Source organism: Phyllobacterium sp. RCAM01083 (genome assembly GCF_055685835.1).
Window position 1 is genome coordinate 127,892 of the sequence record NZ_JBVFZN010000003.1, and the last position, 11,892, is coordinate 139,783.

At 57.6% G+C, this 11,892-nt stretch carries 10 protein-coding genes; 3 read left to right on the plus strand and 7 right to left on the minus strand.

Annotation, left to right across the window (positions count from 1 at the left end; all coding sequences use genetic code 11):
• Window positions 1–66: 66 nt before the first annotated feature.
• Complete coding sequence (locus ACZ25R_RS02195) at window positions 67–1,095, minus strand: substrate-binding domain-containing protein (RefSeq protein WP_223614911.1); 1,029 nt, start codon at window positions 1,093–1,095, stop codon at window positions 67–69.
• A gap of 456 nt (window positions 1,096–1,551) precedes the next feature.
• Here ACZ25R_RS02195 and ACZ25R_RS02200 point away from each other — a divergent pair, with 456 nt between their 5' ends.
• Together ACZ25R_RS02200 and cfa are read left to right on the plus strand one after the other, a co-directional pair.
• Complete coding sequence (locus ACZ25R_RS02200) at window positions 1,552–2,637, plus strand: GGDEF domain-containing protein (RefSeq protein ID WP_288192259.1); 1,086 nt, start codon at window positions 1,552–1,554, stop codon at window positions 2,635–2,637.
• A 96-nt stretch (window positions 2,638–2,733) separates the two neighbouring features.
• Entirely contained in the window at window positions 2,734–3,924 is a 1,191-nt protein-coding gene (gene cfa, locus ACZ25R_RS02205) for a cyclopropane fatty acyl phospholipid synthase (RefSeq protein ID WP_472459890.1), read from the plus strand.
• A gap of 53 nt (window positions 3,925–3,977) precedes the next feature.
• Here the strand turns inward: cfa and ACZ25R_RS02210 are convergent, their stop codons facing one another.
• The 5 genes from ACZ25R_RS02210 to ACZ25R_RS02230 all read right to left on the minus strand — a co-directional run bounded on the left by ACZ25R_RS02210 (window position 3,978) and on the right by ACZ25R_RS02230 (window position 9,796).
• Window positions 3,978–4,484, minus strand: a complete 507-nt coding sequence (locus ACZ25R_RS02210) for a Csu type fimbrial protein (RefSeq protein WP_472459891.1) — start codon at window positions 4,482–4,484, stop codon at window positions 3,978–3,980.
• Window positions 4,485–4,828: 344 nt separating this feature from the next.
• The gene (locus ACZ25R_RS02215; protein WP_472459892.1) at window positions 4,829–7,606 is read right to left on the minus strand and encodes an autotransporter family protein; all 2,778 of its coding nucleotides are present in this window, start codon (window positions 7,604–7,606) and stop codon (window positions 4,829–4,831) included.
• A gap of 316 nt (window positions 7,607–7,922) precedes the next feature.
• Window positions 7,923–8,861 (minus strand): CDF family Co(II)/Ni(II) efflux transporter DmeF, encoded by a 939-nt coding sequence (gene dmeF, locus ACZ25R_RS02220; RefSeq protein ID WP_472459893.1) that lies wholly within the window; start codon window positions 8,859–8,861, stop codon window positions 7,923–7,925.
• Window positions 8,858–9,136: a metal/formaldehyde-sensitive transcriptional repressor gene (locus tag ACZ25R_RS02225; RefSeq protein WP_472459894.1), complete on the minus strand. Its 279-nt coding sequence runs from the start codon at window positions 9,134–9,136 to the stop codon at window positions 8,858–8,860. The genes dmeF and ACZ25R_RS02225 overlap by 4 nt, the downstream gene beginning before the upstream one ends.
• A gap of 93 nt (window positions 9,137–9,229) precedes the next feature.
• Window positions 9,230–9,796, minus strand: a complete 567-nt coding sequence (locus ACZ25R_RS02230) for a DUF4337 family protein (RefSeq protein ID WP_472459895.1) — start codon at window positions 9,794–9,796, stop codon at window positions 9,230–9,232.
• A gap of 258 nt (window positions 9,797–10,054) precedes the next feature.
• Here ACZ25R_RS02230 and ACZ25R_RS02235 point away from each other — a divergent pair, with 258 nt between their 5' ends.
• Complete coding sequence (locus ACZ25R_RS02235) at window positions 10,055–10,768, plus strand: transglutaminase-like cysteine peptidase (RefSeq protein ID WP_472459896.1); 714 nt, start codon at window positions 10,055–10,057, stop codon at window positions 10,766–10,768.
• A gap of 11 nt (window positions 10,769–10,779) precedes the next feature.
• Here the strand turns inward: ACZ25R_RS02235 and ACZ25R_RS02240 are convergent, their stop codons facing one another.
• Entirely contained in the window at window positions 10,780–11,766 is a 987-nt protein-coding gene (locus ACZ25R_RS02240) for a DUF1402 family protein (RefSeq protein ID WP_472459897.1), read from the minus strand.
• Window positions 11,767–11,892: the final 126 nt, after the last annotated feature.

An 11,892-nucleotide genomic window follows, 5' to 3' on the forward strand; every position in this document is an offset into this window, starting at 1 on the left:
GCCTTCCTCCCTCCCGTTCGCCGAGGCTATCCGGACCTTGCGGGCCCGGATAGCCGTCTGCGAAGCCTACTCGTCGATGCCTTTGGTGCCGCGACGCTTGAGGTACTTGTCCCAGAAGAAGTCATCCGCATTGTCGGCTGTTACAATGGACAGGCCATTGTCAACGAACGGGATGCTCATCGGGTTGGACCCGGCGCGCTTGGCATCGTTCATGGGATCGATCAGTTCCGGATGCTTGGCGAACCAGAGCAGCATGAAACCCATATAGCCCTGCATGCCCTGATTGGGATTGATCGAGCCGAAGACCTGACCGGCCTTGATCATATCAAGGATATTGGCATTGACGTCGGCACACATGACGAGAATCTTGCCGCCGCTTTCCTTGTTGGCCTGCGCGGCGCCAATCGCCGAGTTGGCTTCCGGCATGAAGACGGCTGCCAGATTGGGATTGGCCTGCGCGATGCTCATCAGGCCCTGATAGGCCTTTGTCGGGTCCTGATTCGACGCCGCCCTGCCGACCAGCTTCATATCCGGCCACTTTTCCTTCATCCGGTCGATAAAGGCCGTGACGCGGCGGTCATGATTGTCCTGGCCCGGATTTTCCAGAACGGCATATTCGCCCTTGCCGCCGAGCTTCGTGGCGATGGCGTCGGCTGCATAAATGCCTTCACGCTTGTTATCCGAGGTGATGAATGAAATCCGCTTGGACAGCGGCGAGTCAGCCGCGAAAGTGACGACCGCGGTGCCCTGGTCGACCGCCCGGTTGATCGGTTCGATGAAGGGATCGGAATTCATCGGATGCACCAGAATACCGGCAGGGTTCTGCGCCAGCGCCTGATCGAAACTCGCTATCTGCTTGTTGACGTCATATTCCGGCGTGCCCGTATAGGCTGTCTCGCAGCCCAGCTGCTTGCCCGCCTGCTTGAACATTTCATAGACGGGAAACCAGTATTCAACGCCCGAAACCATGACGTTCATGACGTATTTTTCACCCGGCTTGCAGCGGAACGGATTTTCCGTTTCCGCGTTCGCCGATGATGCAAAGAGTGTGGTCGCAAGGACCGCCATGGCGGTCGTGCCCAGAAAAGTGCGCAAGTGTCCTCCTCGAGGCCGAAGCCCCTCCCATTGGTGTGTGGCGCCTTGTATGGCGGCCGCTGTTCCTTATGAAGACCAGCAATCCTCCTCGAGTGCTGGCAGGGATAACTAAGCCTATGATAAAGCGACTGTCAATATAATTCATAACGTGAATTATAATTCATACAATCCAGTATTTGCCCGGTCAGACGCGGATATGCCCGCACCTGATAGCCCGCTGGAATGGCGCCTCCGGTTGGTGACGATTGCCACCCGGCCGCGCTGGCGAAAACAGCACCCGCCATGAAACGTTTCATCCATCTCGCGCCGAATTGATCTTTTCTCAACCTATACACGGCAAGTGAAGGCAGTGATAAAATGTGACCGGCAAGCGCTTGCCACATTCTGTCGTCGCTGATCTGATATGCTCATCATCTGCTGCGGCCAGGTTTGATGCACAAACACCAAGAGGGCCACATGGACTACAGCATATTGTTGACCGGTGTTGTTCGTATCCTTGGTCTGACGGCGCTTGTCATCCTCAGCTATTCCATTGTCATCCGCACCTTTTCCAAAGGGTGGAAAAAAGGCGCGGCTGTCGGCCTTCTTCTGGCGCTCGGCGGAATCTTGTCGATGAACGATCCGGTTGTTATCGCACCGGGGGTCATCTTTGATGGACGGACAGCATTGCTTGCCATCGCATATCCCTATGGCGGGCCTGTCGGCACAATCGTTGCCGCCCTGCTCATGGCGGGATACCGAATCTGGCTCGGCGGCGTCGGGGTGGTACCGGGACTGATTTCGATTGTCCTGATTTGCGCCATAGGGTGCGGGGTCGCGCTTATCCCCGTGCGCAAGCTTCCGATCGGGTTTATCCGTTCGGTTGTGACAGGCATGCTCGCCTCATTGTCGCTCGTCTCGATCAGCCTGTTGCCGCACGACATCATTGCAACAATCGTCGGGTTTCCCCTCTTTGCCGTCGTCATCGCCAACATTGTGAATGTCGTGATTCTCTCGGATTTTCTCGAGCGGGAAAAGTCCCGCCTGCGGATCATGCGGGCTCTGGAGCACGAAGCCTGGGTGGACCCGCTGACAAAGCTGCAGAACCGGCGCGCTTTCGATCGCGCGGCGCTTCGGGCCATGAACGACAACAAGTCCAAGGCAGCCCATTGTTCCCTGGTCATGATCGACATCGATCATTTCAAGGCCATCAATGACCGGTGGGGTCACGATACGGGTGACATGGTGCTGGCGGATGTCGCCGCCATCATCCGCAGGAATGTTCGCATCACCGACGTTGTTGTCCGTTACGGCGGCGAGGAAATCGTCCTGCTGCTGACGAATACGCCGCAGAATGTAGCCAATGAACTCGCCGAGCGGGTGCGCAGCGAAATCGAGCTTGCGCGCTTTTCCACGGACCTTGAGAACGTAACCGTCACGGTCAGTGCGGGTGTTGCCAGTCTCAACGGGCAGCACACCAGCATGGAAGCATTGCTGAAAGCGGCAGACAGGGCGCTCTATCGCGCGAAAACCAGCGGACGCAACCGGGTGGAAGTCGCCTGAACAATTTTTGACATTGCGTCGTCCTTTCTGCTCATATGGCTGCAAATCAGGTTTCGATCCCAACGGCACACTTGAAGCACCAGCGCTGGAGCAAACATGGACGTGGATTTCGACGACGCATCAAAGAGAGAAGCCAAACCACAGCTGGCACCGGCCAACGGCAGCAAGTCTTCAGCACTCGGTACATTGAGCAATCTTCTGGGCCGTGCCGGCATTCGCGTCAACGGCGACGCCCCCTGGGACATCCAGATCAAGGATCCGAGAGCCGCAACCCGCATCCTTGGGCAAGGCAGTCTGGGCCTCGGCGAAAGCTACATGGACGGATGGTGGGACTGTGCGGCGCTGGATCAGTTCTTTGACCGCATATTTCGCGCCAATTTGACCGAACATGTGACGGCCAAGGACGTGTTGCAAACACTGCGGGCGCGATTGCTCAACTTGCAGAACAGCAGGCGCTCCTGGCAGGTTGGAAAGGAACATTACGATGTTGGTAATGACCTGTTTTCCGCGATGCTTGACCGCCGCATGACCTATTCCTGCGGATACTGGAAAGACGTCGGCAATCTCGACGACGCCCAGAATGCAAAGCTCGATCTCGTTTGCCGCAAGCTCGGTCTACAACCGGGCATGCGCCTTCTGGATGTCGGCTGCGGCTGGGGCAGCCTGATGCAGTTTGCCGCCGAGAACTATGGCGTCTCCTGTGTCGGCTTGACCATTTCCAGGGAACAGGCGGAATTCGCACAACGAACATTGCAGGGTCTGCCCGTCGAATTTCGCCTCGCGGATTACCGATCGTTCAATGTCGAGGGACTTGAGAAATTCGACCGGATTGCCTCGATCGGCATGTTTGAGCATGTCGGGCACAAGAACTACGCCGCTTTCTTTGACGCCTGTAGGCGCAGCCTGTCGGATGACGGATTGTTCCTGCTGCATACGATCGGGCGGAAACGCACCCGGAATATGATCGATCCGTGGTTTGACCGGTATATCTTCCCCAATGGCGAACTGCCGTCCCTGGCCGAGATTTCCACCAGCGTGGATGGCCGCTTCGTCATCGAGGACGTGCACAATTTCGGTGCCGACTACGACAGGACACTTTTGGCATGGCATACGCGGTTCGAGGCCGCATGGCCGCAATTTGCTTCCAAATATGGCGAGCGTTTCTATCGCATGTGGCGCTATTATCTGCTGTGCATGGCCGGATGCTTTCGGGCACGCCAGATCCAGCTTTGGCAGACGGTCCTCTCGCCCCAGGGTGTTGCCGGAGGATATCAGCGGCATTCCTGAACGAGAGCAAGAAGGCCTGTGCGGCAGATCAGCCGCCCGTATTCGGCTTATCCTCAATAGGTGACTGTCACCGTGATCGTATCGGTGTAGGTGCCGGGCGCCGGCGTTGTCTGGATGGGAACCCGCCCGTACACGGTGTAGGGCTGCGCCGCGCCGCTACCCGACGCTGAAACCGTATCGGTACCGACGGTCTGCCCCCACACTGTGGTTCTGTTGGTGTCGGAATAGAGGGTATAGTTCACCAGCGCGCCGCCGGGCGCGGTCATCTTGCGCGAAGCGACCGTGGCACCCACGCCGATCCCCGCATCGAGGCCGATATTGTACGGCGTCGTGTTGGTGCACTGCACGGAAAGCGTGGTGGATGCATCGTCATTTGCCGCGATCACACCCACCGAGGTGAAGGTCAGCGTCGCGGTACTCACCAGGACACAGGATGCCTGAATAGCGATCTGGACTGTAAAGGTACCGGTTGTCGTGACGGCCAATGCCGGACTGGAAAGGCCAAGCAAAGCGGCCAGACCGACTGTCGAGAAATTGCGCACCGAATAGCCGAGACTCATTCATCCTCCTCAAGGGTTGCTTGCCGCTGGCAAGCACCTCCGATTCTCTATAAAGGACTCAGTAGTTATTCACTGCATAATACTTAATTCTTATACATTTAAAAGAACTTATCGAATGGCAAATATTTACCCTCAACGAGGCAAGATTTAATCACGTATCATTGGTAAGTGAATTTACATTAAGTATCTGGCCGCGGAATATTTAACGCATCCGCCCTGTCATTCATCTGTCCGATACATGGCTTTCCATGCAACATGCCGGCGTGATTGAAGGTGAACACGTGGAACACTTCAAATGAGCGCTCCACGCGCCACAATGCCAGGGCGGCTTGCAAGACTGGCTGCTACCACTTCACGGTCAGGCCAATATTCCCCTCGAAGGCCCGCTTCCGCTCGCCGCTCACGTCAAAGGTGTAGTCGGCGGTGGCGAAAGCACTCACATTCTTGGTGAAGTTATGGACGATACCGCCGCCCAATTCGAGTGACGTGCTTTCCACCTGGGTCGTGATCGGATCGGTGCCGAACAGCACCGTATCGGTGGCCTTGAAATTATGCCAGAGATTGGCCTTGAGGTAGGGCTGGAACAATCCACGCGCGGTCTGGTAATTGCCTTGCAGCCGCGCACCGATACGGCCTGTGACGGCATCGTTGCTGTCGAACGAAACACCAGAGAACGCATCCTGCCGATCGTCGAACCAGGCCCGCTGCCAGATGAGCTGCGCCTGCGGTTCAAGCAGCCAGTTGTCGGTCAGTGCGAAGGGATAGCCGCCTTCGAGCGACACTGTAATGCCGCTGCCGTCATTGTCTATGCCAGCTCCGCTCACCGAGCGCGCATTGCCGCCATACCAGGTCCCCATCACGATACCATCCAGGTACCAGCCGGAGGGGCCAATATGCGTCCAGTAACCGCCGACACTTGTCGCGTCGACCTTGATCTTGCCTGTACTCAAATTGTTCCAGCCAAGGGCCTGACCTTTGACATCGGAATTCATGCCGGCATACCCGAAGAAGATACCCGCAATATCCCGATGGCCGCCTTCACTCTGCCGGCGCAGGATATCGATACCCGTCTGGAATCCCCAGATTGATCCGTCAATCGAGGGTGATGCCGTGCCTGCCCAGCCCTGCTCGATGCTTTGACCGAAAACGCGGCCCCAGGCCGCCGACAGGTCGCTGCCCGGCGTGAGAACGCTCTGCTCGCCGCGGCGCTCGTGGAACGTGCCGAGCGTTGCCAGCGTTGCCAGCCTGGCGGCCGGCGGAACTGCGGAATAGGTCGCGACTTCCGGACGAAGCAGCGGCACGACGCTGACGAGCACCCCGCCCCGCTCCTCAACGACCGGGGTAACCGGCGTTGCACCGGGTTCCGGCGGTTGTCCGCCTGGAACGGGCGGCTGTACAACGTTTGGCGTTGCTGGATCGGTTGGCGCAATGACAGGTCCGGTCGGCGTCGGATTGTCCGGCGTCGGCGTGGGCGTGACATAGTCCGAGCGCAAATACCAGTTCTGGGTCGTGTTTGCGCTGACGCCACCCTTGAACAGAAAATACTCGTATGCCCCGGCCGCGGCGCGGCCACTCAGAAAAAATGCACTCCCGGCCGTCGTCGCACCATTCACGGCATCGACCACTTTGATGCCGTCAATCACCGTCGCAGCGCCAGTCCCTCCGACATTGGTAACGGCAATGCCGGTTGTACCGGTCGCCGTTCCACCGGATAGAACGAGCCTATCCGATGCGGAGGAGTCATCGCCAAGAACGGTGTTCAGGAGAAGTGAGCCATTGTTGCCGACATAGTTGCCCACGATGGTCAGCCGGTCTCCCGCAGCACCCGAACCATTGGTCAAATCGATGACACCCGCATTGGTGACAGTGATCGCCGGTCCGCCGGCATAAGGCGTGATCGAGGGATTGAAGCCACCTCCGGCGAGCAGTTTCGCCCCCGGTGATACGGTTACATTGCCGGTCAGGTCCTTTTGCAGGGTGAAGTTGCCGGTCTGGATGAAACTGTCGTGAAAATCTCCGGTTCCCGCCCATGTCCAGTCCGTACCCTTCATGTACATCGTCTGGAAATTGGTAAAGGCGTTGTCGATCAGCCCGGAACCCTGAAGGGTCAGCTGATTGTTGCCGCCCCCACCATTGGCGGTTCCGATGATTTTTGAGCCGGTCTGCAGCGTAAAGTCGATACTGCCGTTGCCGCCGCTCAGGGCGAAACCATTGCCGCCGCTCAGCAATCCGGCATTCGTGATCTTGGTCGGGCCGTTGAGCGTGCGGATCGCGGGCCCCTGATCGCTGATGATTTGACCGCCAGCCAAATTCTCGATTGTCGCGTTGAAGCTCGATCCCAGCGTGTTGGAAAACACACCATCCGAGGGCAAGCCACCGGATGCCGCGCCACCCTGCGCGTGAATCACGCCGCTGTTGGTGAGACGGGCATTGGTGCCCTGCATGTAAACCGTTGGGGCACTGTTGCCCGTTGTCATCAAAGTACCGGTATTGATGACGGTTCCGTTCTGCCCGAGAATGGAGGCCGCACGCGCATTGCTTCCGTTGGTTGTAACCGTTCCATTGTTGATAAGGGTATTGTTCGGCGATCCGCCGCCGCTCTGCCCCCAACTTGCCGTCATGCCGTAAGCGTTGGGTCCCGTTGTCGTGATCGTGCCATTGTTTGTGAGCGTATTGCCCGAGCCGTCTGCGGCCATGCCATCATTGTATTGGTTGGTCGTGCTGATCGAACCGTTGTTGGTCAGGCTGTTGTTGCTTCCGGTGCCGACCAGACCCGCACCGCGATTGAGCCCCGTGCTGCCCGCTCCCGTCAGCGATATCGCGCCACCGTTCACGACAGTGCTGCCATCGACGACACTGACACCGGAGTTCTCGGTGGGGCTGCGGACAATATTCAACTGGGCACCACTGCCAATGTTGACCTTGACGCCGGAGCTTCCCGCTACCGCATGCACGCCCGCCGTCGCGGGATTGGGTGCCGAGGTATCGCACGTGACCGTCTGGCCCGATACCGGCGCAAGGCTGCTGCATGCAGCCCAACCTATGGATGGACTGGCAATTGAGATGAGTGCTGTTGTGGTAAAAAGAGACAGAAATCGCGTGTGCAACACGGAAAAACGCATGGTGGCTCCCCCAGCATTCCGGTGCGAACACGCACCCAGGCAGCACAAAATGCATATTTTGTCGAAATGAGGCTAGTCAGTTCAGAGTATTTCTCGGCTTAATCCACACGGAATAAACATCGAGTGGCAAAAATAACACAATTAAGCACGGCTACTTTCAAAGAGTGTGGAATAAACGCGCAATGCCTTCTATTGCGCGTTTATTCACTACAAGCAGGCACCCAGAAAAGGTTAACGCCAACCTCGGAAATACACGCTTTCCAAAGGCAACCCCATGAGAATCATTGGTGCATGGGAATCAATTCTGTCGCAGTTGTCAGGCTGCCTTATGCTCAACCTCGACCGTCACGTGCGACAGATCATGAATGTGGGACAGCTTTGCCCGATAGGAAGACGGCGCTTTCGGATGATCGCTCACCAGCGAAACAATGGCGCCGTGATGACCCGGGCCCAGCTGCCAGACATGCAGATCCGTGATCACATCCCCTTCCCGTTCGATGGCCGAACGGATTTCCTCCGGCAGATCCTCGCTTGACGGCACATAGTCCAGCAACACGCCCCCGGCACGCCGGATGAGCCCGAACGACCAATTGGCAATGACCAGCGCACCAATGATGCCGATGGCCGGATCGAGCCAAAGCCATCCATAGAGACTTGCCGTTACAAGAGCGCCGATGGCCAGCACCGAAGTCAGCGCGTCAGCGAGCACGTGGATATAGGCCGCTTGAAGGTTATTGTCGTGCGCATGAGCATGATCGTGATGATGATCATGGTCGCCATGATGCGAATGATCATCGCGCAGGAGCCAGGCGGAAAGCAGATTGACCGCAAGACCAACGACGGCAATCGATATTGCCTGGGGAAAATTGATCGGAACGGGATTCGCCAGCCTGACAAAGCTTTCCCAGGCAATCAGCAGTGCAATCAGAGCCAGAACTACCGCACTGGCAAAGGCCGCCAGATCGCCGAATTTTCCGGTTCCGAACGTGAACCGCGAATTGTGCGCGTGCTTTCGCGCATAGAGATAGGCCAAGGCCGCTATCAGCATCGCCGCCGCGTGGGTTGACATGTGCCAGCCGTCCGCCACCAGCGCCATTGAACCGTAGACGGTTCCGGCAGCAATTTCAGCAATCATCATGACCGTGGTCAAGGCGATAACCATCCATGTGCGCCGTTCGTTGCGCTCGTGGTTCTGGCCAAGGAATATATGGTCGTGCGAGCCGGCATTTGACTGTGCCGCGTGGTGATTTTTCATTTGAGATACTTCCTTACGACATCAATGAGTTCCGCAGCGCCTTGGGCCCGTTCCACATCGGGGTCCTTGTCCGGATCGACCACATGCATGCGAATGTGATCTTCGATCAGCTCGACAACCAGGCCGTTTACAGCGCCACGGACGGATGCGACGAGATTGAGAATTTCACCGCAGGCAACTTCCGCCTCCAGCGCGCGCTCCACTGCCTCCATCTGCCCTTTCAGGCGGCGGATGCGGGCGAGGAGCTTGGCTTTATCTTTGGTTGTGTGTGACATAATATACCCCCCTACCCTATATTATGGAAGGATGCAACATATTCTGCCCGCGCCTTGACGGGAGGCGCTGGCGATCAAACGCGGGAAAACAGCTCAGACCGCGTAGGTCGCGCCGGCGATGATTGTACCGATGACTCCGAGAAGAATGGACGCATACCAGGGCCAGCGGCGGCCGCCGGTGATGATGGCAATGGTCGCGACCGCGATCGCTATATGCAGGAACGTCGCTGCGATTGTCAGGTGATGGTGCCGTCCTTCGTGGACGAGGCCTTCCTGCAAAGCATCCTCCGATTTGACCTCGAAATCCCGCGCCGTTTTCTGGATCTCCTGGCTTTCCGCTTCATTGCGCTGTGACTGGGATGCGAAATCAGCCGCCTTTGGTCCACCTTGCGCTGCGGCAATATCGTACATGTTTTTCTTGAGGCTCTTGGCCTGGAAGAAATTCCAGTTATCCGTTGCCTTGTTCTGGAAGAGCACGGCCTGGGTCTTGGCCGCGGTGGCCCCGCCGCTCTCGATTGTTTCCAGACTGCCGACGCCCGCAGCGACGACTGCAAGCACCGCGATCGTTACCGCAACAATGGCGAGAAAGGCATTCTCGCTGTGCAGGGCGTGCTGGGCATGTTCCGTATGTTCAAATGCTTCAGACGAGATTTCTTCCATCGAGTTTCTCCCATTCTCCTGGCGCTATGGGATCGCTCGCAATTTGGTCGAATTGTGATGAAGGCGAACCTACGCATCCATCCCCCTTGTCCAGCAATCCACACCGCTGAGAACCTACACCTCATTGCCGATCGATACGAGCGGAGAAACCCGGCGGCCGACGCGCCTCGTGCCGTTAACCATTTGTTTAACATTTGATTGATTGACGCAGCCGTTTTGGCGTTAACTCCTTGTTAAGAGTTTGTTGGGGTAGCGGCAATGTTGCGTGTGTTGAGCGTTGCGATCTGTGTGTTTCTGGGTCTTTCATCGCTGACGCATGCGGGTTCCTCGAATCCGTCCACGGCGGCCACGGCACGCTCCGTGTCCTTCGAGCGCCGCGCGGCCCTGTTCGGCGCGATCCCCGGCAGCACGAAGCCCTCGGCCGCAAGCGCTGCATCCACCGGCGGCAAGACAAGCATTCCTTATGGCTGGGTGGATTTTTGCGGCCGGCGTCCCGAAGAGTGCAATGTCTCGCCCCTGCCGGCGGCCGATGTCAAACTCACAGCCGAGACATGGAATTATCTTGAACGCATCAACCGCGAGGTGAATGCATCCATCGAACCGATGAGCAATCTTGAGCATTGGGGCACGATGATGGATCACTGGGATTACCCAGTCGACGGCAAGGGTGACTGCAAGATTTATGCACTCTACAAGCGCAAGCTGCTGCTTGAGGCCGGATTTCCGCGGCAGGCGCTGCTCATGACCATCGTGCGCGACTTGAACGACGAAGGTCACGCCATTCTTACCGTAAAGACGGACCGTGGTGATTTCGTCCTCGATAATCTGGCTGACCATGTCAGGCCATGGGACGCCACCGGCTATAATTTCCTCAAGCGCCAGTCGCAGCAAAATCCCAACATCTGGGTATCCATCAATCTGCGCGGCGACGCATCAAGAGCCTCCACGGCAAACCTTCAGGCAAGAAACTGATCTGACGCCGGTCATTGCCCGTTCGATTGAAGAATGCCTTCGAGGTCATCGAGCTTTTCATTGATCAGCCAGCCATAATAGTTTTCGACCGGATATTTGCGGTTGCTGCCGCTTGCGATCGCCTGCCGCAACTCGGCGGCCCGGCGCCGTGGCTGCCCGACATTGTACAGGGTCGCCGTGATGCCGGGATTCTTCGAAATGTCGAAGCCCTGCGCCGCATAGGCGTCGATGGCATCGCGCACGATTGCCGCGATGTAGACGACGCTGCGGTCGGGATCCATGACATCGCGATAAACCGCCTGAGGCTGATCGGGAGAAAGCTTCGGAAGCTTGCTGACCTGCGAGACAAGGTCCGTCACCTGCAGGGCTGCCAGCGGGCTTATCTGACCGAGGCCAAACGTCTGACCGCCGTAGAACGGCTGGAAAAACGCCCGCTGCAGTGAAATGGGTTCATAGGCCACGTCATCGACGGTCTTGCCCCTAAATCGGTCATCCCAGACCTGATCGCGGCAATTCCACAGCTCGGCGCTGGCTGTCAGCGCGGCGCAGGCGGCAAATTCCGGCCTTTTGACAAAAGCCTGGATCGTGACGCCCTTGTATCGGAAGGAGAAGTCCGCATTGGCATAGGCCAGCGCCTTGACATAATAGGTCTGCACCTTGCCGACGGCACTGACGTTGTACGTATGCTCCCCGACCAGCGCACCGACGATGTGAATGGGATCGATGTGATAGGCGCGGGCGGCATCCTTGATCTGCGCAACCAGCTTTGTCTCGCGCGTGAGCAGCGCAATGATCTGCTTGTATTTTTCGTCATATGTCGTGTTGAAGGCCTTCGCCCGGTCCGCCGATGTCTTGGGGATCGGTGGCTGCGTCTCGGAACGGTTGCCCGGCGGCACCAGCACCTCATTGGCAGCATCGGCCGGTTGCCCAAGGAAACTGCCGATGCCAATGCCGATGACCAGCATTGCGGCCAAGCGAGATACCGCGGGAAAGCTCATAAAGTACGTCTCCATTCTTGACCGAAAGCATAGGGGAAGCATGCGCTCGAAATATACAGGTAGGAATGTCACGCAGGTATGATTGTGGTAAAGATTGGGTCGGCACCTGCGGCTCTTTTCCACACC

Excerpts from the sequence above, each read along its gene's own strand:
- ACZ25R_RS02200 (WP_288192259.1), top strand. The coding sequence starts at position 1,552 with ATGGACTACAGCATATTGTTGACCGGTGTTGTTCGTATCCTTGGTCTG.
- cfa (WP_472459890.1), top strand. The coding sequence starts at position 2,734 with ATGGACGTGGATTTCGACGACGCATCAAAGAGAGAAGCCAAACCACAG.
- ACZ25R_RS02210 (WP_472459891.1), bottom strand. The coding sequence starts at position 4,484 with ATGAGTCTCGGCTATTCGGTGCGCAATTTCTCGACAGTCGGTCTGGCC.
- ACZ25R_RS02215 (WP_472459892.1), bottom strand. The coding sequence starts at position 7,606 with ATGCGTTTTTCCGTGTTGCACACGCGATTTCTGTCTCTTTTTACCACA.
- dmeF (WP_472459893.1), bottom strand. The coding sequence starts at position 8,861 with ATGAAAAATCACCACGCGGCACAGTCAAATGCCGGCTCGCACGACCAT.
- ACZ25R_RS02225 (WP_472459894.1), bottom strand. The coding sequence starts at position 9,136 with ATGTCACACACAACCAAAGATAAAGCCAAGCTCCTCGCCCGCATCCGC.
- ACZ25R_RS02230 (WP_472459895.1), bottom strand. The coding sequence starts at position 9,796 with ATGGAAGAAATCTCGTCTGAAGCATTTGAACATACGGAACATGCCCAG.
- ACZ25R_RS02235 (WP_472459896.1), top strand. The coding sequence starts at position 10,055 with ATGTTGCGTGTGTTGAGCGTTGCGATCTGTGTGTTTCTGGGTCTTTCA.
- ACZ25R_RS02240 (WP_472459897.1), bottom strand. The coding sequence starts at position 11,766 with ATGAGCTTTCCCGCGGTATCTCGCTTGGCCGCAATGCTGGTCATCGGC.